Origin of the sequence: Salinicola sp. CPA57 (assembly GCF_003206035.1) — a bacterium.
Classification (GTDB): Bacteria; Pseudomonadota; Gammaproteobacteria; order Pseudomonadales; family Halomonadaceae; genus Salinicola; species Salinicola socius.
The window spans coordinates 149947-172175 of the sequence record NZ_PZJR01000007.1 but is presented as its reverse complement, the minus strand read 5'-3'; the positions used below and the strand labels follow the sequence as shown (position 1 = coordinate 172175).

General features: G+C 61.4%; 19 protein-coding genes. 10 read left to right on the top strand and 9 right to left on the bottom strand.

What is annotated here, in order from left to right:
- Window positions 1-2 precede the first annotated feature (2 nt).
- The 3 genes from soxG to DOM36_RS09055 all read left to right on the top strand — a co-directional run bounded on the left by soxG (window position 3) and on the right by DOM36_RS09055 (window position 2803).
- Complete coding sequence (soxG, locus tag DOM36_RS09065) at window positions 3-677, top strand: sarcosine oxidase subunit gamma family protein (RefSeq protein ID WP_110642789.1); 675 nt, start codon at window positions 3-5, stop codon at window positions 675-677.
- On the top strand, window positions 674-1540 hold the full coding sequence (purU, locus tag DOM36_RS09060) for a formyltetrahydrofolate deformylase (RefSeq protein WP_110642787.1): 867 nt from the start codon (window positions 674-676) through the stop codon (window positions 1538-1540). Before soxG ends, purU begins: the two co-directional genes overlap by 4 nt.
- Before the next feature lie 261 nt (window positions 1541-1801).
- Window positions 1802-2803: a TerC family protein gene (locus tag DOM36_RS09055; RefSeq protein WP_075570377.1), complete on the top strand. Its 1002-nt coding sequence runs from the start codon at window positions 1802-1804 to the stop codon at window positions 2801-2803.
- Here DOM36_RS09055 and DOM36_RS09050 read toward each other — a convergent pair.
- A complete protein-coding gene (locus DOM36_RS09050; RefSeq protein WP_110642785.1) occupies window positions 2760-4496 on the bottom strand; it encodes a hypothetical protein in 1737 nt (578 codons plus the stop codon). The two genes, DOM36_RS09055 and DOM36_RS09050, sit on opposite strands and share 44 nt — an antisense overlap.
- A gap of 198 nt (window positions 4497-4694) precedes the next feature.
- Between DOM36_RS09050 and DOM36_RS09045 the strand changes: the two genes are divergently transcribed.
- The 3 genes from DOM36_RS09045 (at window position 4695) to DOM36_RS09035 (ending at window position 6418) form a co-directional block, all read left to right on the top strand.
- Window positions 4695-5360, top strand: a complete 666-nt coding sequence (locus tag DOM36_RS09045; RefSeq protein ID WP_110642783.1) for an alpha/beta fold hydrolase — start codon at window positions 4695-4697, stop codon at window positions 5358-5360.
- A 12-nt stretch (window positions 5361-5372) separates the two neighbouring features.
- A complete protein-coding gene (locus DOM36_RS09040) occupies window positions 5373-6002 on the top strand; it encodes a DUF938 domain-containing protein (protein ID WP_198651247.1) in 630 nt (209 codons plus the stop codon).
- Window positions 6003-6175: 173 nt separating this feature from the next.
- Entirely contained in the window at window positions 6176-6418 is a 243-nt protein-coding gene (locus DOM36_RS09035; protein WP_075570373.1) for a hypothetical protein, read from the top strand.
- Window positions 6419-6494: 76 nt separating this feature from the next.
- On the opposite strand, the gene DOM36_RS09030 is transcribed toward DOM36_RS09035, so the two are convergent.
- Both DOM36_RS09030 and DOM36_RS09025 read right to left on the bottom strand, forming a co-directional pair.
- Window positions 6495-7910 carry a PhoH family protein gene (locus DOM36_RS09030; RefSeq protein WP_110642781.1) on the bottom strand — a complete coding sequence of 472 codons (1416 nt, stop codon included), beginning with the start codon at window positions 7908-7910 and terminating at the stop codon, window positions 6495-6497.
- Window positions 7911-8223: 313 nt separating this feature from the next.
- Complete coding sequence (locus DOM36_RS09025) at window positions 8224-9678, bottom strand: peptidoglycan DD-metalloendopeptidase family protein (protein WP_341864699.1); 1455 nt, start codon at window positions 9676-9678, stop codon at window positions 8224-8226.
- A gap of 677 nt (window positions 9679-10355) precedes the next feature.
- Here DOM36_RS09025 and DOM36_RS09020 point away from each other — a divergent pair.
- A complete protein-coding gene (locus DOM36_RS09020; RefSeq protein WP_075570370.1) occupies window positions 10356-11294 on the top strand; it encodes a LysR family transcriptional regulator in 939 nt (312 codons plus the stop codon).
- A gap of 179 nt (window positions 11295-11473) precedes the next feature.
- Window positions 11474-12478 (top strand): glutathione S-transferase family protein, encoded by a 1005-nt coding sequence (locus DOM36_RS09015; RefSeq protein WP_110642779.1) that lies wholly within the window; start codon window positions 11474-11476, stop codon window positions 12476-12478.
- A 51-nt stretch (window positions 12479-12529) separates the two neighbouring features.
- Here the strand turns inward: DOM36_RS09015 and DOM36_RS09010 are convergent, their stop codons facing one another.
- On the bottom strand, window positions 12530-12997 hold the full coding sequence (locus tag DOM36_RS09010) for a YaiI/YqxD family protein (protein ID WP_075570368.1): 468 nt from the start codon (window positions 12995-12997) through the stop codon (window positions 12530-12532).
- 631 nt (window positions 12998-13628) lie between these two features.
- Here DOM36_RS09010 and DOM36_RS09005 point away from each other — a divergent pair.
- Window positions 13629-15347 (top strand): DEAD/DEAH box helicase, encoded by a 1719-nt coding sequence (locus DOM36_RS09005; RefSeq protein ID WP_075570367.1) that lies wholly within the window; start codon window positions 13629-13631, stop codon window positions 15345-15347.
- Window positions 15348-15791: 444 nt separating this feature from the next.
- Window positions 15792-16772, top strand: a complete 981-nt coding sequence (locus tag DOM36_RS09000; protein ID WP_110642777.1) for a GntR family transcriptional regulator — start codon at window positions 15792-15794, stop codon at window positions 16770-16772.
- Window positions 16773-16808: 36 nt separating this feature from the next.
- On the opposite strand, the gene DOM36_RS08995 is transcribed toward DOM36_RS09000, so the two are convergent.
- The 5 genes from DOM36_RS08995 to DOM36_RS08975 form a co-directional block, all read right to left on the bottom strand.
- Complete coding sequence (locus DOM36_RS08995; RefSeq protein WP_110642775.1) at window positions 16809-17717, bottom strand: NAD(P)-dependent oxidoreductase; 909 nt, start codon at window positions 17715-17717, stop codon at window positions 16809-16811.
- Between the two features lie 49 nt (window positions 17718-17766).
- Entirely contained in the window at window positions 17767-19194 is a 1428-nt protein-coding gene (locus DOM36_RS08990) for an FAD-binding oxidoreductase (protein WP_110642773.1), read from the bottom strand.
- 69 nt (window positions 19195-19263) lie between these two features.
- On the bottom strand, window positions 19264-20520 hold the full coding sequence (locus tag DOM36_RS08985; RefSeq protein WP_110642771.1) for a TRAP transporter large permease: 1257 nt from the start codon (window positions 20518-20520) through the stop codon (window positions 19264-19266).
- Complete coding sequence (locus DOM36_RS08980) at window positions 20517-21005, bottom strand: TRAP transporter small permease (protein ID WP_075570483.1); 489 nt, start codon at window positions 21003-21005, stop codon at window positions 20517-20519. Before DOM36_RS08980 ends, DOM36_RS08985 begins: the two co-directional genes overlap by 4 nt.
- Window positions 21006-21068: 63 nt before the next feature.
- Complete coding sequence (locus DOM36_RS08975) at window positions 21069-22181, bottom strand: TRAP transporter substrate-binding protein (protein WP_083941800.1); 1113 nt, start codon at window positions 22179-22181, stop codon at window positions 21069-21071.
- Window positions 22182-22229: the final 48 nt, after the last annotated feature.

Sequence of the window (22229 nt, the reverse complement as noted above, 5' to 3'; positions counted from 1 at the left end):
CAATGCCCAGGTTCGCCTATTTCGACCCGCATCCCGCACGGGCGGTCACCACGCAGTCGCCGTTGCATCAGTTCGCAGCCACGGCCTCGGGCGGTGAATCCTCCGTCGTGCTACGCGAGAATGCATTTCTCGATCATCTGATCCTGCGCGGCGAGTCCGAGGTGCTGATCGCGTCGGTCCAGGCCGTGCTCGGCCTGGCGTTGCCCACCGAGCCGCAGCGGTTGGTCATGGGTGAGGCAGGATCCCTGCAGTGGCTATCACCTGATGAGTGGTTGCTGATCGTCGCCGCTGGCGAGGGTTTCCGGGTGCAGCGTGAACTGCGCGAAGCCCTCGGCAGTGCCCATTTCAGCATCGTCGATGTCAGCGGCGGTCAGACGCTGCTCGAGCTCGATGGTGCCTGCGCCGTCGATGTCCTGATGAAGTCCACCGCCTACGACGTCGATCCCCGGGCTTTCCCGGTAGGCAGAGGTGTCACGAGCGTCTTCGCCAAGGCGACGGCGGTGATTCGACGTGTCGACGAGCAGCGCTGGGAGCTGGTGATACGACGTAGTTTTGCCGACTACTGTTTGCGCTGGTTGCTGGATGCCGGCGAGGAGTATGGCATCGACTATCGTCCCGCCGAGCTGGGGGCGACGATATCCGGGGCCGCGGTAGTCGACACGGAGACGATGTCGTGAGCGGCGCCCGTGACGTATGGGTGCTGGCGGCCAAGTGTCCCAGCCGGCTGGGGACGGTGGATGTCGTCACCCGATTCCTGAAGGAGCAAAGCTGCTACATCACCGAGTTGCACTCCTTCGACGATTATCAGGGCGGGCAGTTCTTCATCCGCGCGGCGTTTCGCCCGGAACTCGCCGGGTTCTCCGAGGCGAGCTTTCGGGATCGCTTCGAGACGCGTGCGACCGAGTTCGGCATGTCGTTCGAGCTGATGGCGCCGGATTATCGGCTGCCGGTGGTGATCATGGTCTCGAAGGCGGATCACTGCCTGAACGACCTGCTGTATCGCTATCGCACCGGGCAACTCTCGATCGACGTGCGCGCGGTGGTCTCCAATCATCCGGACCTGGAGCCTTTGGCCCGATGGCATGATCTGCCTTACCACCACCTGCCGATCACGGCCGAGACCAAACCGCAGCAGGAAGCACAGGTGCGCCGGGTGATCGAGGAGAGCGGCGCCGAGCTGGTGATCCTGGCACGCTACATGCAGGTGTTGTCTCCCGAGCTATGTCGCCACTTCGCCGGGCGTGCGATCAATATCCACCATTCGCTGCTGCCCGGTTTCAAGGGGGCGAAACCCTATCACCAGGCCTACGACAAGGGTGTCAAGCTGGTCGGTGCGACCGCGCACTACATCAATGACGATCTCGACGAAGGGCCGATCATCGCTCAGGGGGTCGAGTCGGTGGATCACAGTCATTACCCGGAGGACCTGGTGGCGCGGGGGCGCGATATCGAGTGTCTGACCCTGTCCCGAGCCGTTCGCTTCCATCAGGAAAAGCGGGTATTCCTGCATGGCAGGCGTACCGTGGTGCTGGCGGGCTGACCGACGCACGCCAGACCCTCTTTGAGACTGGCTTCCGCGCTTGCTTACATCAGGGCTTCAAGACACAATGCGACCAGCACGGAAGGGGAGTATCCCACGGGCAGGATCGATCGATCCTCCCCGACGATAGCGTCGTCAGCACGGGCCATATGCCCCGGCACTATCGGCTGCTCTGTCAGTCATGTCTTGAATTGAGACATGGGCAATCAGAGCGGTGGGAGAGACTTTCGGTGACGTTCACCGTCTACCGGAGGTTTCTCTATGCACGTACCCGTCTGGGTGTGGCTGGCGACTGTCGCTGGCATTGCCGCGCTGTTCATTTTCGATTTCTACGCCCATGTGCGTAAACCCCATGATCCCACGTTCAAGGAAGCGGCCTGGTGGTCGGTCTTCTTCATTGCCCTGGCCGCCATTTTCGGTGGCGGGCTGTGGTGGGTTTGGGGTGCACAGCATGGCGCCGAGTATTTTGCAGGTTTCATCACCGAGAAGAGCCTCTCGGTCGACAACCTGTTCGTCTTCCTGATCATCATGTCGAAGTTTGCGGTGCCGCGCGCTTATCAACAGAAAGCGCTGCTGATCGGGATCGTGATCGCGCTGATCCTGCGCGGACTCTTCATCGCCGTCGGTGCGGCGGCCATCGCGCAATTCAGTTGGGTGTTCTACCTGTTCGGGTTGTTCCTGCTCTATACCGCGTTCCAACTGGTGCGTGAGGGGGCGGGCGGTCATGACGAAAACGAAGAGTACGAGCCCAATGCCATCGTGCGCTGGATTCAGAAACGGCTGCCGGCAACCGACGAATTCGACAGCGATCGCCTGCTGACGGTCCAGAACGGCAAGCGTCTGGTGACACCGCTGTTCATGGTGGTGGTGGCGCTGGGTATGACCGACGTGCTGTTCGCGCTGGACTCGATCCCTGCGATCTATGGGCTGACCAAAGAGCCCTACATCGTGTTCACCACCAACGCCTTCGCGTTGCTGGGTTTGCTGCAGCTCTACTTCCTGCTCGGCGGCTTGCTGACGCGCCTGGTCTACCTCAGTCTGGGGCTGTCGTTCATCCTGGCCTTCATCGGCGTCAAACTGATCATCGAGGCGATGCATACCAACAGCCTGCCGTTCATCAATGACGGTCAGCCACTGCATCTGGTGCCGGAAATCCCGATCTGGCTGTCGATGACGATCATCCTGGGAACGCTGGTCATCACCACCGTTGCCAGCCTAATCAAGAGCCGGAACCTGAAGTCGTCACCTTCTCACCAGGAGTGACGTCGGCGTAAATCTGATGCAGCAGGCCGCGCATCGCCTGCATGGGAATTGCCGCATCCGGTCCGGGTGGAAACATGCCGGGCCGGAAACCGTGATCGAGGAACCCTGTCAGCAGTTGCGGGTCGTCGCTGATGATATGCAGCGGAACATCCTTGCCCGGGCTGGCGCCGATGATCGCCGGCGCGGCCTGGTGATCGCCGAGGATCATCATCAAGGTATGTTCGGTCGTTCGGTCTTCGCCTGATCCATCGTCGCCAAGCCTCTCCTTGCCAAACCCCTCGTTGCCCAGCTCATGGTTGCCCAGGTAGCGTTCGGCGAAGCCGAAGGCGGCCTGTAGCGAATAGTCGATGGCGGGTCCGTAGTTTCGACGCATCGCTTCGGTGTCATGCCACAGCGAGGCGTAATCTTTGCCCGCACCTTGCCAATGATCGAAGATTTCACCATCGGCGATCGTCGACCAGTCGTCGACCATGTCGATGACCGGCGACCACGGGGCGTGACTCGATAGCGTGGCCAGCTCGGTGAAGGTGGGGCCGTCATGGCGCGCGCGTACGTAGTCCTCGACCCGTTGCCAGGTGAACTGGTCCGGCATGCTGGCCCAACCCATCGAAGGGCCCCGGTAGCCCATGCTGTCGGCAGTATGAATTTCGTCGTAACCGTAGAGACTGCCTTCCGGCCAGTCCCGGGTAATGCCCGGCATGATGGCGATCGTATCGTGACCGGAGGCCTTGAAGTCGTCGATCAGGGTCGAATGCGGGCTGTTGATCATCAGCTCGAAGCGCAGCTGCGACGTAATGGGCAGGCCGCTGGCGAAAGTGGCATGGTTGAGCCACGACTGTCCGCCCAAGGTGGCAGCGGTGACGCGTCCGGTGACAACCGATAGGCCGGCAGCGGCGAGCTGGTTCTGTATCACCTCGAGGCGTGGCTGGATCTCGGTCTTGAACGGCGCGCGCTCGATGGCCGCTACGCCGTAGGATTCGATGAAGCCGAGAATCACATCGGTATTCGCCAGTCCCGGTAGCGACTGGCCGCCGGGTTTCGCATACGCGTGATCATCCTGATAAAGCCGGCGCCCGAACGTCGCCATGGCTTCGCGTGTCTGCAGGGCGCGCTGCCACTCGAACGTGATGAAGCTGACGGCAGGATGGCCGATCTTGGCCATCCATCCCGAGGCGTCGTCGTCCTGCAGGGTGTCGATGCGAGCGAGGCCGACACCGCCCACCACGATCAACAGCAGCGCGAGCCCGCGCGGCGTATTGCGAGCATGGAACCCTTGTAGCAGACCGGTCAGTACGAGGCCCAGGGCGAACAGGGCAAGGCCGACGATCAATAATCCGCCGATCGCCAGCGGCAGGCCGAGATTGGCAACGATCAGCTCGATCAGGATCGGAACCAGTTTGATGTCGACATAGAGGTTCAGGGAGCGACCCTGCATGGTCTGCATCAAGGCGTCTCCGGCCGCGCCAAAGACGATCGTCAGCGCGAAAAGCGCTACCAGGCCCGATAGCCAGCGTCGCCAGGGCGCGGGCGGCAACAGCGCCAGTAAGCCGATGATTAGCGGCGCTTCGAGCGCGACCCAGTGTCTTGGCGGGAACCCGGCCCACGGCAGCTCCGGCGTCAGCAACAGGATGTCGAGTGACAGCAGGGCCAGTACCAGGTACCCGCGAGGTGCCTGGTTGAGAGAGAACATCATGGCTCGTCCTTGAGTCGTATCGGGCGATTCGAGGTCAGCATAGCACCGGTTCCAGATCGTCCCATGAGAAGCGTCGAGCCGTTGATCCAGCTAATGGGTTCTAGCTACGCAGCAGGCAAGCTTTCGGATGACACGTTAAACTGGGCGACGAAAATTTCGAACGCACACCGGGCTGACCGGTGAAGAGGGCAATCCAAGATGGCATCCGTGCAAGAACTGATCATTGAACCGACGGATGGGCGAACAGCCGATGCCTGTGTCATTCTGCTTCACGGACTGGGCGCCGACGGCCACGATTTCGAGCCGCTGGTACCGGCGCTGGGGCTGCCGGACTCGTTGGCCGTGCGCTTCGTGCTACCCCATGCGCCGCAGCTACCGGTGACCGTCAACGGTGGCATGACGATGTCGGCATGGTACGACATTCTGGAGATGAATCTTGGGCGTCGGGTCGATGTCGATCAGTTGCGCGCCTCCGCCGAGCGCATCCATTCATTGATCGATGATCAGATCGCTGCCGGCATCGATAGCCGTCGTATCGTGATCGCCGGCTTCTCCCAGGGCGGCGCGGTAGCCTATGAAGCGGCGCTCTCCTGTGCGCATCCCCTGGCCGGGCTGCTGGCGCTCTCGACCTATTTCGCGACCGCGGATAGCATCGACCTGGCCGACGCCAACCGCCGTCTGCCCATCGAGGTTCATCATGGCTCGGCCGATCCGGTGGTCCCTGAAACGCTTGGCCGCGAAGGAGCCGAGCGCGTCGAGTCGCTTGGCTATCCGGTCAATTATCGCACCTATGAGATGGGGCATAGCCTGTGTCCGGAACAGGCGCAGGATATCGCCGCGTGGCTGACCGCGACGCTCGTTTGAACGGAGCCTGCCATGAACAGCATGGATAACCTCGAGGGCGGGCGCTCGGATCGTCGTCTTTCCAGTCCGGCCGCGCAGCGTAACCGGCGGCCGATTCTGGAGGTGTTGCAATCGGTGTTGCCGCAGACGGGGCGGGTGCTGGAAATCGCCAGCGGCAGTGGTGAGCACGCGGTCTATTTCGCTCGGCACCTGGCTCCGCTCTGCTGGCAGCCGACGGACCCGAGCGAGCGCGCGTTGGCATCGATCGATGCCTGGCGCGATACTGAAATGCTCGAAAATCTTGCCGCGCCGGTGCGCCTGGATGTCACCGGGCAGTGGCCGTCATTGCCCGATCTGGCAGCCATCGTCTGCATCAATCTGCTGCATATCTCGCCCTGGGGCGCGAGCGAGGCGCTGTTGGCCGAGGCGGGGCGGCAGCTACCCGCTGGCGGCTTGCTGATCGTCTATGGTCCTTTTCGACGTCATGGCGAGCATACCGCGCCCAGTAACGAGGCGTTCGATGCGGATCTTCGCTCGCGCGACGCTCGCTGGGGAATACGCGATCTCGAAGCGGTCTTGGCGCTGGCCAACGACAACGGGTTCGCCTGCGAGGCGATTCACGAGTTACCGGCCAACAACCTGTGCGTGGTCTGGCGGCGCTGAACACCTCCTGGAGCAAGAGTCGTCCACGAGAGGGCGTCGCGGCGATTCGCGACTGACGCCGCAGCGATACATCACTGACGCCGCAGCGATCCACAACTCGACTACACTCAACGCAGACGTTCGACGGTCCGCATTCAAGGGGCCGCGTTCAATGGTCAACAAGGAGCGATACCGTGTCAGACTTTTCCGAAGAGTTTCGTATGCCCAAGGGTTGCCCCAACTGCGGCAATCACATGATGAAAGTCTCTCAGGCCAAATCACCGGACGATCACGTCTATTGCACATCCTGCAACACGGAAGTCTGCGCGTGGGAAGAGGCCGAACGGATCATGGCCGAGACGCCTCGCAGCGAATCCGAGCAGTTGATCGAAGACGTCATGAACAACAAGAAGTCGTCCGAGGATGACGATCGATAGCAGGAGCCCGTGGCCCGACGAAAACGCCCTGGCTTGGCCAGGGCGTTTTGCGTCCGGTGGCAGGTCGTGGAGAAAGCTACAGCAGCTCTTCTGCGGCAAGCGCGAGTCTTGAACGCTCGACGCTTTTCAGCGTGATGTGACCGGCATGCGGCCAGTCACGGAAACGTTCCACGACCGCTGCCATGCCGCAGGTGTTGGCCGTGAGATAGGGGGTGTCGATCTGCCCCACGTTTCCCAGACAGACGATCTTGGTGTTACGCCCGGCCCGCGTCACCAGCGACTTGAGCTGCTTGGGCGTGAAGTTCTGTGCCTCGTCGATGATCAGGAAAGTATCGTTGAGCGTGCGTCCGCGCATGAAGGTGGGTGAGCGGATCTGCACGCGAGAACCAATCAGCTGTCGGGTGGCGCCATCGTTCCAGCTCGACGAGCCTTCACGCTCGTCGCGTAGCAGGTTATCCATGTTGTCGTGGAACGCGCCCATCCACGGCGACATCTTCTCCTCCTCGGTGCCCGGCAGAAAGCCGATATCCTCTCCCATCGGGATCGGCGCCCGGGTGAAGACGATACGTTCGAACCGCTTGCCGTCCAGCGTCTGCTGCAGCGCCGCTGCCAGGGTCATGAAGGTCTTGCCGGTACCGGCGCTGCCGGCGAGGGTAAGAAAGTCGATGGTGGGATCCATCAACAGGTTGAGGGCGAAGTTCTGACGGCTGTCATGCGCATGTACGCCCCAGACCCCGCCATGATGGCGATAGTTGACCAGCAGTTGCAGGGTGGCTCTGCTGGGCCCATGACTGCGTACGATCGCTTCGAATTCCGCACCGTTGTCGCTATCGGACACGAGCATTCCCACGTGCCAGTCCTCGGGAATACGTCCCTCCAGATGATAGAACGTGTGGCCATCGGTCCGTTCGACCATCACCTCGACGTCCAGCGATTCCCACAGACTGCGACCGTCACGACCGGCATCGGCGTAGACTTTCGCCCCCTCGATCATGGCGTCGAGATCATCGAACGCCTTGTCGTTGAGATAGTCTTCGACCGGCACGTTGAGCGCCGCCGCCTTGACTCGCAGGTTGATGTCTTTGGTTACCAGCGTGACCGAGGCGTCCGGGCGTTCATCGCGAAGCCGGCAGGTTTCGGCGAGAATGCGATTATCTGGGGAGTTTTCCAAAGACTCCAGTGGGGCCAGGTCCGGATAACAGAGAAAGCGCAGCCGCCCGGCCGGGTCACCGGTGACGCGGGGAATGGGAATGCCTTGCTGTATTTCTTGCGGGGTAACGTGGGCAGTGAGGTCGGAGAGGGTACGGCTGATCTGGCGTGCCGTTCGCGCGATCTCGCGCATACCATTCTTGTGTTTATCGAGCTCCTCGAGCACGGTCATCGGGATGACGACGTCATGCTCTTCGAAGTGGTAGAGGGCTGCTGGGTCGTGGATCAGGACATTGGTGTCCAGTACGTAGAGCCTGTTAGCTTTCTTGTCGATTCGTACCATCGGCAAAAGCACTCCTGTGAGTTCAAGGCTTCTCGACCCTGACAGAGTGCGGTGACAGCTCGATGTCGCGCGATTCACTCCGTCAGTGCCACTGTCGTGGGAACGTAAAGACTGTGTCGGCGTTACCTCGCTGACGGATGAAGTCAGTACCAGAATGATCCGATACGCGCGAAAGTGCTACCCCCTCTTGCACATTGATAACAAGCGCGGGCATCTGATCAACGGTTTGTTACGACTGGCCGGCGAGGACAAGACCGGCAGGCATGAAAAAGCCCTGCCATGGCAGGGCTCGAAAACCGGCGGACGAGGCGGCTCAGGTGTTGTCGTCGGTATCGCTGCTCTTCTTGACGTTGACCTGCGCGATGGCCGGTTCGTTGTCGCCATTCTGATCCAGCTTGGCCAGCAGATTTTCCGATTGGCGCTTGAACGCGGCCAAGGCATCGCCTCTGAGGCGCTGGGACTCCGGCAGCTTGACGCGCATGGCGTCGACCTGATGATTGTTGACCATTACCTCGTAGTGCAGGTGCGGGCCGGTAACGCGTCCGGTGCTGCCCGATAGTGCGATCTCCTCGCCCATCTTGACGTGTTCGCCCGGCTTGACCAGGGCCTTGCTCAAGTGGAGGTAGCGCGTCACGTAGCCGTTGTTGTGCCGAATGACGACGTAGCGCCCGGCGATCGGGTGATTGACCACCCGTTCGACCACGCCATCCGCCGGGGCATCGATGGGGGTGCCGCTGCGCATCGCGAAGTCGGTACCTTTGTGCGGGCTGATACGTCCGGTGACCGGGTGGTGGCGGCGCAGGTTGAACGGTGAGCTGATGCGGTAGTGGCCCTGGAACGGGTAGCGGTCGAAAGCGGGATCGAGGCTATTGCCGTCCGGGGTATAGAAGTGATCGTCGGCGTCGTTACGCAGTACCGTCAGATTCATGCGCTGGCCCTCGTACTCGGCGGCCAGAACCTTGGAATCCATGGAGTGTCCGTCGATCATGTCGGACTCCACCAGGACTCGAAACTGATCGCCGGCGCGTGCATCGCGGCGAAAATCGAGTTTCTTCGACAGCACGCTGGTCAGTTCGGAGACTTCCGCATTGGAAAGGCCGGTCGACTGAGCTGACAGCGCGAACGAGCCATTGACGGTGCCGCTGAACATGCGCTGAGATGATTCACCGGTCTTCTCGATCGGTGAATAGGCAAAATCGGCGGTTTCGTCGTCGCGCTGAATCAGGTAGCCCTCGCGGGGATCCTTCATCAAACGCAGGGCGAGAAGCTGACCATGCTCATCGAGTTTATAGTCGAAGCTGTGACCGACGCGCCAGCGAGTCAGCACTTTCTTGTCGGGTACGGTGTTGAGAATCTGCATCACATCGCTGTAAGCCAGACCCAACGTTCTCTCGGCGGTCAGCGCGAAAGAATCACCGTTCTGAATGGTGTAACTTTGCCACTCCGGTACATAGGTTTCGCGAGAAGCGATCTCGTCGCCCAACTCCGTATCGCCGGAAGGGTCCAGCGAGTTGTCGAAAGACCAATCTTCATAAGACGTACCACCGATGCTGTCATCGTCTTCATCGGTCGCAGACTGGATGTCTTCTGCAGGCAGCTGTCTCGCCAATTGTTTGACGCCGGGCGTGATTGCCGGCTTGACGATGGGAGAGACGGCCTGATTCGGCATCGATGCCGAAGAGCCTTCATCGGCCTGCGCTTCAGGGATGAGGTCGAGGCGCATCACTTCCAACGGCTTGAGTTGCGCCAGCGGGATATCTTTCGCCAAATCGCCGAAAGAAAATGTGGTAGAGGCCGGCTCATCTGACGCGGCCGAATTGACGATCGACTGAGAAATGGTGGTCGTCGTCGCAACGGGAATCTGATTTTGTGCGCTTTCGGTGTCCCCGAAAACGCCGATAATTTTCTGCGTACCCAGCACGGTGACCATGGTGGCAACCGGTAGCAATAACACTTTATGCGTGCGGGGTAGCGAATGAAATATTCGCAACATGAAGTTGAAGGCCCGGATAAAAAGGATGACAAATTTAAATAAAGGCCGGAGAACCATACCCCAAGCGGGTGTTAATTGCCTAGTCTGTATTTAAATACAGTATCTGTGCCCGCGTCATTCGGGCGATGACGCAGTCGTGAGGAATGCTTTCAGGGGCTGAGTTTGAAGGGCCGGGGTAAGAGGATGTAACGCAGTAGTGCACGATGTTGCACTGATATGGTGCTAAACAAATGGCTGTTTTCGGGTTCGAACCATTCCCGTAAAAGTTCTGTAGAACTTTTATTGCGTATCGAGATTGCGTCATTCTGGACGATTCTGTCGGCACCGTGACAATGAGTCATTCACAATCGGAACGGTAGTGCTCGATCTGTGGGTAGAATGTCAAAAGAAAAGACATCGGGATTTTTACCCCTTCTTCTGCAGATCCGGTTTCGCGCTAACAGGAGAGAGATGTGCCGAAAGTGACATTGCTGCAGTGGCAAATGTTGGCGGCGGTGGCGGATAACGGTGGATTTGCCAAGGCCGCCGAAGTGATTCATCGGAGTCCGTCGACGCTCAATCATGCGATTCACAAGATCGAGGAACAGCTGGGCGTGACGCTCTTCGAACCTAAAGGACGTCAGGTCGTGCTGACCGAGGCGGGAGCTCTGCTGCTGCGTCGCGCACGCCAGTTGATCGAAAATGCGGCGTCACTGGAAGATGTGGCCGAGCGTCTTGCCGGCGGGCTCGAAGCGGAAGTGACGCTGGCGGTGGATCAGGTCTTTCCCGCCGATGCGTTGGCCGAGGCACTGACACAGTTTTCCGACGCCTTTCCGCACGTGCGTATCCAATTGCACGAGACGGTACTCAACGGTGCTGTCGAGATGTTGTACGAGGGGCGCGCCGATCTGATCATCTCCGGTGTCAGCGCGCAGGGATTTTTGGGGCAACCCATCGTGGACGTTCCCTTTATCGCCGTTGCGCATCCCCGACATCCTCTGCATCAATTGCAACGCGAGCTCGATCTGCGGGACCTGGAGCGGTATCGGCAACTGGTCGTGCGCGATTCCGCGATTCGCCATCGGCTCGATGCCGGCTGGCTGAAGGCCGAACAACGCTGGACGCTTGGCCATCTGTCGACCTCGATCGATATGCTGGAACGGGGTCTGGGCTTTGCGTGGGTGCCGGAAACTCGCATTCGTACGGCGCTGGATCAGGGGCGGTTGAAGGCGCTGCCGCTGCGTGCCGGTGGCGTGCGCCGGGTTTCGCTCCAGGTCGTCTACCGGGACGTCGATGGTGCCGGCCCGGCAACGCTGGCGCTGGCCCGAACGCTGATGGCGAGCGTAGTGACAACCTGCCCCCGAGAGGCGCTGCCTCAGGAACGGGACCCGTCGAGGCAGCCGAACGAATGAGTCGAGTCATTGCGCTCGACCTCTCGGCAACTATGCCTATGCTGTCTTCGATACAGCTTCCGCTGTTGGTGGCTCGCCGATGACGACCGGGAATCGGGCGTCGTCTGCAGTGGCGTGCATTTGGCTGCGCGACAACCATCGTCGAACGGCATGAACCGTCGAATGAACAGGAGAGCGTCATGGGATTGCTTGTCGAGGGAGAATGGCGAGATCAGTGGTACGACACCAAGAGCCATGGCGGCGAATTCGTACGCGAATCCGCCAAGCTGCGCGACTGGATCACCCCAGCCGGCGCAGCGGGGCCGGATGGCCAGCCTGGGTTAGCGGCAGAACCCGGTCGCTACCATCTATACGTATCGCTGGCTTGTCCTTGGGCCCACCGCACGCTGATCATGCGCAAGCTCAAGGGCCTGGAAGGATTGATCGGCGTTTCTCATACCAGCCCGCTGATGCTCGATCAGGGATGGTCCTATCGGATCGATGAGGGATCGAGTGGCGATGACCTCAATCACGTCGATTATCATCGCCAGCTCTACACCCTGAGCGATCCTCGCTACACGGGCCGAGTGACGGTGCCGGCGCTGTGGGACCGACACCAGCGGCGTATCGTCAACAACGAATCGGCAGAGATTCTGCGCATGCTGAATTCGGCCTTCGATGAGTTGACCGGCAATCGTCTGGATTTCTATCCTGCCGATCTGCGCGATGTCATCGATGCGGTCAATGCGGATGTCTACGACAACATCAATAATGGAGTCTACAAGACCGGCTTCGCGACCGAGCAGGCGGTCTACGAAAAGCATTTCGAGGCGTTGTTCGCGTGTCTCGATCGTATGGAGGCGCGCCTCGATGGCCAGCGCTACCTCGCAGGTGCATGGCTGACGGAAGCCGATATCCGTCTATTCACCACGCTGGTGCGTTTCGATGCCGTCTATTACGGCCACTTCAAGTGCAACCGGCAGCCCATTGCGGATTTCCCGAACCTCTCGAATTACCTGCGGGAACTCTATCAGTGGCCGGGCATGACGGAGACGGTCGACTTCGATCACATCAAGCGCCATTACTATTACAGCCATCCGACGATCAATCCGACCCGGATCGTTCCGGTGGGCCCTTCTCTGGCGCTGGATGCGCCCCATGATCGCGAGCGGTTGCCGGGGCAGGGGATTCGCGGCGCCGACTGACAGTCCACGCTGTTCCCGGCGCGGGTATGGCTCGTGCCGGGATTAGCTGCGTCAGGCGCGAACATGGCGCTGCAACCAGCGATCCAGCGCATTGGCGAACTCTCGTCGATCGCCGTCGGTATAGGCGTTGGGCCCCCGGGTATGTTCACCGCTGGCGCGCAGGGTCTCCATGAAGTCACGCATCTGCACCCGCGCCTTGATGTTGTCGAGCGTCAGGCTTTCACCGCGGGTGGTCATGACCTCGGCTCCTCGTTCGATGACTTCCTGCGCCAACGGCAGGTCGCTGGTGATGACGAGATCGCCAGCGGTAGCCGCCTCGACGATGGCGTTGTCCGCGGCGTCGAATCCCTGCGCCACCATGCGTGACTTGACCCACGCCGACGGCGGCAGCGACAGCGCATGATTGGCGACCATCCAGGCCTGGGTGCGGGTGCGCTCGGCGGCGCGGATGATGATGTCGCGAGCGACGCGAGGGCAGGCGTCGGCGTCGATCCACAGCGTGGGTTTGGGTATCGGCATGGCGAAGGGGCTCGGCGTCCAGAGAAAAGAAGTAAGGTGGCAAGGAATCGGATCAAAAGGGGTGCGGTTAGAAGAGATCCGGTTAAAAGAAACCGGATTGCCGGCAACCGCTTTGCAAAAAACGGGAGAAGCGAGGAAAACCCGCAGTCTACGGGGTTCGGCGGTGAGTATCATCCCGTGCCGGGTAGGCCGGCGGAAGGGTGCCTGGAGCTCGTTCAGACGTGCCTCTCTGAACGGGCCGCCCAGCGTCCCGCGGGTAGGATTTTTACGTTCCGGTGGTGAAGCGCCTACATCGATGGTATAGTAGCGCCTCCTCGCATGTGTTGACCCCACCATCCTGCCGATATGTCTGTAATCGACGCCATCGACCTGTGAGTCGATGCCCAGCACCGGACGTATCTCGTACATGACGCACGGCTCTGCCGTTTTCGCGTCCGGATGCAACGATGGAGCGCCTAGATCGGTTGATGTTTCAAGCAACCGGGCGCATCAAGGTCGCCACATACGCTATCGCTTTCGTGAATCACGGAGTGATAAGCGCAATGCCTGGTGCGACCGGCATTCAGTGGTGATCACGCCATTAATGCCATGACATTTTCGCCGGTGCCTACCGGCAACTCCAAGGTGTGAAATGACCTCGACTGTTACTGCTTCGCCTAGCTTTGGCGATCTGGCTCTATTGCCGGAAGTACTGACTGCCCTCGAAACCCTGGGCTATGAAACTCCTTCGCCGATCCAGACGCAGACCATCCCTGCGCTGCTGGAAGGGCGTGACATGCTGGGCCAGGCGCAGACCGGTACCGGCAAGACCGCAGCGTTCGCGCTGCCGCTGCTGAGCCGTCTCGATCTCGGCCGGCGTGAACCGCAAGTATTGGTGCTGGCGCCGACTCGGGAACTGGCGCAGCAGGTTGCCGTTTCGTTCTCGAAGTACGGTCAGAATCTGAAAGGCCTGGAAATCGCGACTCTCTGTGGCGGCCAGGATTATCGCGAGCAGCTGTCGGCGCTGAAGCGTGGCGCTCAGGTCGTCGTCGGCACGCCCGGTCGCATCATCGATCACCTGGATCGCAAAAGCCTCAAGCTCGACGGTCTGTCAGCCCTGGTGCTCGACGAAGCCGACGAGATGCTGCGCATGGGCTTCATCGATGACGTCAAGCGCGTCGTGGCAGACACGCCGAAAGACGCCCAGCGGGTTTTCTTCTCGGCCACGTTGCCGAGCGAGATCGAGCGTATCGTCAATCGTTATCTGGTCGATCCGGTCAAGGTCGCGATCGATTCCAAGATCAGCACCGGCGAGAACATCAAGCAGCGGGTAGTTCGTGTCGAAGGCCCCAGCAAGCTGGAGGCGCTGGCCCGTATCCTGGAAATCGAAGCGGTCGACGCGGCCATCGTGTTCGTCCGTACTCGTGCTGCCTGTACCACGTTGGTCGAGCAGCTTACCGCGCGCGGCGTCAACGCAGCCGGGCTGTCGGGCGATCTCGATCAGAGCCTGCGCGAGCGTACCGTGACGCGTCTCAAGCGTGGCAAGGTCGACGTGCTGGTGGCAACCGATGTCGCGGCTCGTGGCCTCGATGTGCCGCGGATCACGCACGTGGTCAACTATGACCTGCCGCAGGATTCCGAAGCCTACATTCACCGTATCGGTCGTACCGGCCGTGCGGGCCGAGACGGCATCGCCATTACCTTCGCCGGTGGCCGCGAGTCCCGCAAAGTGCGTTGGGTCGAGCAGGCGACCGGCCAGTCCATGACCGAGATGCCGCTACCCGACGACGCGGCCATTCGCGCGCACCGGGATGATCGCTTCAGTGCGCGTCTGCGCGAAATGCTCGAAGCTGGCGCGGATCATCAGCGTGGACTGATCGAGAAGCTGGTCGAGGAGGGTCATGACCCGATCGATCTGGCAGCGGCGCTGGCGACGTTGGCACGTGGTGGCGAAGCCCCGATCGGTCGCATCACCAACTCGCCGGCTCGCCGCGAGACGGGACGCGAGAGTGGTGGTCGTGACAGCAGCCGCGAGCGCGCACCGCGTCGTCGCGAAAGCACGCCGCGTGAAGGCATGACGCGTTATCGCGTCTCGGTAGGCCACAAGGACGGCGTCAAGCCGGGCCAACTGGTCGGCGCGCTGGCCAATGAAGGCGGTATCGAAGGCGGTCGAATCGGTCGTATCGATATTCGCAACGCCTTCTCCGTGGTCGAGCTGCCGAGCGGTCTGCCCGCCTCGATTCTGACCAAGATGGCTCGTGCTCGTGTTGGTGGGCGGCCGTTGGAAATCTCCGAGGATGACGGTGCGCCCGAACGCGCGCCGCGTCGCCGCACCGATGGCGATGCCCCGGTTCGTCGCTCTCGCGCCTGAAACCGAGCGGGTCTGACCCGAGTTGGACCGACGCAAACGAGTGATATCCGATAGCGATGCCTGCTATCGTCAAAGCGCCGCCCACTGATGTGGGCGGCGCTTTTCTTGTGATCACCCCGCGTATCAGGTGCTAGGCGCTGTCTGAAAACTGCCTGCGCTCGGCCATGCGGCGTTAAAAATCGGCTGGTGCGCCAGCCCGGTCAAGATGCTCATTGACACCGCGTAAACGGGTACGCCAGCCCGCTCCGTCTTCATCGATTCTTGCCTTGGCTACGCGCCCCGGTCTTGCCGTCGCTCGTCGACTTTTCAGACAGCGCCTAGTCCCTAGGTCGGACAGTCAGTGACGATCTTTGTATGCAATACTCGTTATCGCTGAATCGTGGCACGTGCCGGTTCACGCGCTCCCGATACACTTGCTCCCGATACGTGGCGGAAACGAGGTCGATGGCCAAGACGCTCAAGGATCAGTTATACGAAGCGCTGCTGCGCAGCATGGCCAGCGGTCATCTGGAGCCCGGGCTGGTACTGCTCGAGGGAAACATCGCCGACATTTTCGGCATGAGTCGCTCGCCGGTACGCCAGACCCTGGGTCGGCTGCACGAGGAAGGCGCCATCAGTCGCTTCGAGGGGCGGGGGTTTCTGGTGGGGCGCGAGCCTCGCGCGGTCGTACGTCGTTCGCTGACCGCCGCGGATTTTCGCGCGGCGGGCGGCAGGGCTTCGGTCAAACGCACGGATTCCTGGCGCGCCTTGGCGGAAAAGGTCGAGCACGACATCGTGCTCTGCTCGATGAAGGGTCGTCTCGAGCTCAATGAGCTGCAACTGGCCAAGTCGCTGGACGTCAGTCGTGCCACGACCTACCGTATCCTGTTGCAGCTGCAGTCGCTCGGTGTCGTCGAGAAGATCAAGTACAGCAGCTGGAATGTGGTGCCGCTGGATAACGAGCGATTGCATCAGCTGTATGATGCCCGCCGCCAGTTGGAGCCGTTCATGATCGCGCGCGCCTGCGAGCGGATCTCCGATGCTGCCATCCAGCGCTATCTGGATAGACTGGATCGCGCCCAGGCTCGTTATCCCCGGGTTCAGGCCAGCCAGCTCGATGCGCTGGAAAACGATCTGCATCATGAAGCGCTGGAGCATGGTGGCAATTCCGAGATCCTGATCATGCTCCAACGGACGCGACCGATCCTGTTGATCAGTAAACATCTGCTGGGTGAGGAGATCGAATTGCCGCCCGGCGATCCATTCTTCGCCGCGCATCGGCAGGTCTTCGAAGACATGCTGGCGCGTCGTCCGGCGTCGGCCAGCGCGGCGCTGTATCGGCATCTTCAAACGTCGGAGTCACTGGTTCAGGAGCGGTTGGCCAATTTCAGGCACGCCGGCGAACTACGGGCGCCGGGATATCTGCGCTGGTTGAGCCAGCGCTAACCGGGCAGATCGCCGGCTGCCCGTCGTGTCGTGAGCTCAGTCGATCGGCATGCCGTTGCGCCGGCGCAACTCCCGGATCAGCGCGCTGTGGTCCAGCTCGCCATCGCCATGGCTCAGCATGTCGCCAAACAGCGCATCGGCCTGACGGCTCATGGGCAGATCCAGCGCCAGCTGCGACATCTGGGCCATTGCCGTCTGGGTATCCTTGTACTGCCACTTGGCCGCGCCGCCCGGGGCGAAGTCCTCCTCGAGCATGCGCTGACCGTGCATCTTGAGGATCGTCGAGTCCGCGAACCCGCCCATCAACGCCATCCGCACCTGCGCGGGATCGGCACCGCCGCGTTCCACCAGCAGCAAGGCTTCCGCCACGGTGGCGATGGTATTCGCCACGATCATCTGGTTGGCGAGCTTGGCCAACTGACCGCTTCCCGCGGGCCCGACATGCGTCGGGCGGCCAAGAACCCCCAGCAAGGCCCGGCAACGATCGAAGACCTCTACCTCGCCACCGGCCATGATCGCCAGTGTGCCGTCGATGGCGCCGCGTTCGCCCCCCGAGACCGGCGCATCCAGGTAGCCGACGTCGTGGCGATTGGCGATGTCGGCCTGATGGCGAGCCGTCTCCACGGGGATCGAGCTCATCACGATCAGAATGCTGCCGGGTGACATCGTGGCAATGACGCCGTCGTCTCCCAGCAGGATCTCGTCGCAGACGGGCCCCGCGCTCAGCATGACGATGACCACATCGGCGCCGCGTGCAGCGGCCTCGGGCGAACTGGCCGTTTCGACACCGGCTTGCTGTAAGGGGGTCAGCTTGTCGAGCGTGCGATTCCAGGCGCGAACGCGATGCCTGGCCGCGGCCAGGCGACCGGCCATGGGCGCCCCCATGATGCCGGTGCCGATGAAACCAACGATCTGGCTGTCCTGAACCGCGTTAGGGTCGTGCATGGCGAGGCTTCCTGAGCAAAATCGAGCGCGCCGGGCGAACCCGGGCGCATCAATCGATGGGGCGGGGGAGAATGCGACCTGGCGACATCAGGCACCTCGGATCCAGCAGATGCTTGAGGCCTCGCATGATGTCGTACTCCGGCTCCGACAGCGTCTCCAGGAAAGCGCTCTGCTTGAAGCGACCGATACCGTGCTCGGCGCTGATGCTGCCGTCGAAGTCGTCGACGATACCGAACAGTCGTTCCTCCAGCTCATGCAGCAGTGCAGCGCGTTCGTCGGCTTCGAGGCCGGGCGGCGGCAGAATGTTGAAATGAAGATTGCCATCGCCGATGTGGCCATAGGCGATGACCGTCGCCTGGGGGTACAGATCCTGAATCTCGTGGGAGGCGCGTTCATGAAACGCGCTCAGCGAGGAAATCGGTATCGAAATATCCGTACGTAGGTGCTCGCCGCGATTGCGCTGACCTTCGAGCATCGCTTCGCGAATGTGCCACAGGTTGCGGGCCTGCGTTTCGCTGCTGGCGAGTACACCATCGGTGAGCGCGCCGGCTTCGAAACCGCGCTCGAACAGGTTCTCGATCATCGCGTCGAGATCTGCCGGCCCGCTCGCCGCCGCTTCCATCAGTACGTAGACCGGCGACGGCGTCTCCAGTGGATCGCGCAACTCGGGTGACGCCTCCATGGCGAGCTCGAGACAGGTGCGCGGGACCAGTTCGAAAGCGGTCAACAGATCGCAACAGCTACGGCGTGCTAGCGCATAGAGTTTGAGCACCGCGTCGATATCCGGGCAAGCCAGCAGCGCTGTCCGGCTGACCTGGGGGCGGGGGAAAAGCTTGAGCACTGCGCCGGTGACGATGCCGAGCGTGCCTTCCGCGCCGATGAACAGCTGCTTCAGGTCGTAGCCGGTGTTGTTCTTGTGCAGCGCCTTCATGCCGTTGTAGATACGCCCGTCCGGCAGCACTACCTCCAGCCCCAGAACCAGCTGACGCATCATGCCGTAGCGCAGCACGTTGAGCCCGCCGGCGTTGGTCGAGACGTTGCCGCCTATCTGACAGCTTCCCTGAGCCCCCAACGAGAGGGGAAAATCACAGTCGGCGGCGGCGGCGGCATCCTTGATCGACTGCAGCACGCAGCCGCCGTCGACACTCATGGTGAAATTGATGGGGTCGACATGGCGGATCGCGGTCATCCGCTCGAGACTGAGGACCAGCTCGGGATAATCCGCATCAGGCAGCGCGCCGCCAACCAGCCCGCTGTGACCGCCCTGCGGCACCAGCGGGATATCATGACGATGGCAGTAGCTGACCACGTCTGCTACCTGGCGCGTCGTCGAGGGACGGGCGACGGCCAGCGGCGCGGCGCCGCGATAGCCCGGCCAGTCGACACGATAGCGCTCCATGTCGCCGCCATCGGTCAGCAGCCCGCGCTTGCCCAGCAGCGCCGACAGGTCGTCGAATAGCGCTTCACGCGTGGTCATGGGTCACCTCTCGAAACATCGTCAAAAACCGCTTCGTCGAAACACTCGATCTCATCGGAACCCCTCACGTCAGCGATACCACAGCACGATTTGAGGGAAGATCAGGAACAGTGCCAGCAGGGCGACCAGCGTGAAATAGAACGGCAGCAGGCTCTTGACCAGACTCTCCATGCCGACCTTGCCCACGCCGCAGCCGACATAGAGCACCGTTCCCACTGGCGGGGTGATCAAGCCGATCCCCAGAACGAACGACATCAGCACGCCGAAATAGACCGGATCGACGCCCAGTTTGACCACGACCGGGGTCATCAGCGGTGCCAGGATGACCATCGCCGGCGTGAGGTCCATGAAAAAGCCGACCACCAGCAGGAAGCCCGTCAGTATCAGCAGCAACAGGAACTGGTTCTCGGTGATGGTCGAGAGAGTGACCACCAGTTGCTGTGGAATCATGTTGGCCGTCAGCAGCCAGGCCAGGACGCTGGCAAAAGCGAGCAGCAACATCACGACGCCGGTGAGTTTTCCAGTGGCGATACACAGTTCGAAGAAGCGTTTCAGCGTCAGGCTACGGTAGATGAAAAACGATACCGCGAAGGCATAGACCAGCGCGATCGCCGCGCTTTCGGTCGGTGTGAACACGCCCGACAGGATGCCGCCGACGATGATGACTGGCAGCAGCAGGGCCAGCAGCGATTCCTTCAGCGCCGCGAACAGCTCAGGCACGGAAAACGGCTGGCCGCGGCCGTTCTTGCGAGACTGTACGTAAGTCGTGACCGCCAGCCCCAGCGTGATCAGGATGCCGGGCACGATTCCCGCCATGAACAGCTGCGAGATCGAGGTATTGGTGACAACGCCGAACAGAATCATCGGTATCGATGGCGGGATGATGATGCCGACGACCGATGCCGCCACCACGATCGCGGTCGCCAGCGGCGCGCTGTAGCGATGCTGCTTCATGGGTTCGATCATCATGCTGCCCACGGCGGAGGCATCGGCGACGGCGGAGCCGCTGATGCCGCCGAAGAACATCGAGGTCAACACTGCGACCTGACCCAGACCGCCGGCGACGAAGCCCACCAGCGCACTGGCGAGGCGAACCAGACGTGTCGCGATCCCCCCGGCGCTCATCACTTCCCCGACCAGGATGAACAGCGGTATCGCCAACAGCGGGAAGGAGTCCAGCCCGTTGACCGCCTGGGAGACGATCGGCGACAGCGAGTAGCCGGATTCGAAGAAAATAAACAGGCTGATGGCCGCCAGACCGAACGAGATCGGCATGCCAATGACGATACAGACCGCCAGCCCTATCAGGATGCTCCACAGGATCATGGCGTCTTGCTCCGAAACAGGCCAACCAGGGCGATGGTGTTGGCGATTATGGTGAGGATCGCCATTACCGGCATGGCGCTATAGAGAAAGGTCTGCGGAATGCCCAGCATCGGGGTGGCGCTGGTGTAGCCCGAGATGACTTCGTTGAACCCGAGCAGGATGCAGATGCAGACGACGTAGACGATGGCGATGCTCAGCAACGCCGCAGCCTTGCGCAGCCCGGCAGGGGCCTTGTCGCGGAAGAAGGTGACCGCCACGTGCTCGTTGCCGAGACTGCCGACGCCGGCACCCAGCAGCACCAGCCAGATGAACAATACCCGGGACAGTTCCTCGGCCCAGGTATAGGAATAGTTGAGAACGAAGCGGCCAAAGACGTTGGCCGTGACGCAGAAAACGACGCCCAGCACGAGCAGCCCGGCAGCGATTTCCAGCGTTTGACGCAGCCAGCCCAGGAGACCCCGGGTAGCAGGGGTGTCGGCACTCATCATGATCTCCGTAATCCTTCAAGGTTCGCCGCCCGCGCCCATGCGCCGACGGCGAAGCGACACTTACTTCGAGTCGACCTTCGACTCGGCGCGGATGCGGTCGATCAAGTCGCCGCCGATCTTGTCACGCCAGTCGTCGTAGACCGGGGCCAGGTCTTGCTGGAAGACGGCGACCTGTTCCGGCGTCAGCTCGGTGATCTTCATGCCATCGTCCTTCAGTTCCTGTTTGATCTGATCGTTCATGACACGGCTGACGTGGCGTTCGTAGTCGCCCATCTGCTTGGCGGCATCACGCAGCAGCTGCTGATAGCTTTCCGGCAGCCGGTTCCAGGTGCGCTCGGAGACCAGCGTGATGAACGGCGTGTAGACGTGGTTTGTCTCGGTGGCGTATGGCTGCACCTCGTTGAACTTGGAGGACTCGATGGTGATCCACGGGTTTTCCTGGCCGTCGACCACGCCCTGCTCGAGCGCCGTGAACAGCTCGGCGAACGACATCGGGGTGGGGTTGGCGCCGAGCGTTCGCCAGATATCCAGATGGATCGGGTTCTGCATGGTGCGGACTTTCAGGCCATCGAGATCGGCGGGAGAGGTCACGGCATGTTCGCTGTTGGTCAGCTGACGATAGCCATTCTCGGACCAGCCGATAGCCACCAGTCCTTTGGTCGAGGCGTCCTTGAGCATCTGCTGTCCGATATCGCCGTCGAGCACCTTGTCGGCGATCTCGGGTGTCGGAAACAGGAAAGGAAGGTCGAACACCGCGAACTGCGGGAACATGCTGACCATGGGTGAAGTGGAAGGCGCCGTCATGTCCAGCGTGCCGGCCTGGAGGGCGCTGACCGACTGGAGATCGTCGCCGAGCTGGGCACTATGGAACGTCTGCACCTTGATATGATCGTCGCTGCGCTGCTCGACGATCTTCTTGAAATACTCCAGGCCACGATACTGCGCGCTGGACTGAGTCAGCCCGATGTTGAACTTGAGGTTGTAGTCGTTGCCATCGCCCTTGACGACATCACCGGTGACGTCCGGCAAAGGAGGCATTTCGGTGGCAGCCACCGCCGACAGGCTGGTCAAGCTCAGCAGCGCGGCTGCCATCAGCGTTGTCAGCGAGGAACGTGTGCGGGCGGGGCGCGTGTTTGGATGAGTCGTGCGATGGGAAGGTGTGATTGTTGTCATTTTCAACTCCAGAACGTTAGTGAAGTGAATAGCGTGAATGGCGTGAAA

Bases quoted from the DNA above. Each gene is read 5' to 3' on its own strand.
- DOM36_RS09040 (WP_198651247.1), top strand. From the start codon at position 5,373: ATGAACAGCATGGATAACCTCGAGGGCGGGCGCTCGGATCGTCGTCTT.
- DOM36_RS08980 (WP_075570483.1), bottom strand. From the start codon at position 21,005: ATGAGTGCCGACACCCCTGCTACCCGGGGTCTCCTGGGCTGGCTGCGT.
- DOM36_RS09000 (WP_110642777.1), top strand. From the start codon at position 15,792: ATGGCCAAGACGCTCAAGGATCAGTTATACGAAGCGCTGCTGCGCAGC.
- DOM36_RS09030 (WP_110642781.1), bottom strand. From the start codon at position 7,910: ATGGTACGAATCGACAAGAAAGCTAACAGGCTCTACGTACTGGACACC.
- DOM36_RS09055 (WP_075570377.1), top strand. From the start codon at position 1,802: ATGCACGTACCCGTCTGGGTGTGGCTGGCGACTGTCGCTGGCATTGCC.
- soxG (WP_110642789.1), top strand. From the start codon at position 3: ATGCCCAGGTTCGCCTATTTCGACCCGCATCCCGCACGGGCGGTCACC.
- DOM36_RS08990 (WP_110642773.1), bottom strand. From the start codon at position 19,194: ATGACCACGCGTGAAGCGCTATTCGACGACCTGTCGGCGCTGCTGGGC.
- DOM36_RS09050 (WP_110642785.1), bottom strand. From the start codon at position 4,496: ATGATGTTCTCTCTCAACCAGGCACCTCGCGGGTACCTGGTACTGGCC.
- DOM36_RS08995 (WP_110642775.1), bottom strand. From the start codon at position 17,717: ATGCACGACCCTAACGCGGTTCAGGACAGCCAGATCGTTGGTTTCATC.
- DOM36_RS09045 (WP_110642783.1), top strand. From the start codon at position 4,695: ATGGCATCCGTGCAAGAACTGATCATTGAACCGACGGATGGGCGAACA.
- DOM36_RS09015 (WP_110642779.1), top strand. From the start codon at position 11,474: ATGGGATTGCTTGTCGAGGGAGAATGGCGAGATCAGTGGTACGACACC.
- DOM36_RS09010 (WP_075570368.1), bottom strand. From the start codon at position 12,997: ATGCCGATACCCAAACCCACGCTGTGGATCGACGCCGACGCCTGCCCT.
- DOM36_RS09005 (WP_075570367.1), top strand. From the start codon at position 13,629: ATGACCTCGACTGTTACTGCTTCGCCTAGCTTTGGCGATCTGGCTCTA.
- DOM36_RS08985 (WP_110642771.1), bottom strand. From the start codon at position 20,520: ATGATCCTGTGGAGCATCCTGATAGGGCTGGCGGTCTGTATCGTCATT.
- DOM36_RS08975 (WP_083941800.1), bottom strand. From the start codon at position 22,181: ATGACAACAATCACACCTTCCCATCGCACGACTCATCCAAACACGCGC.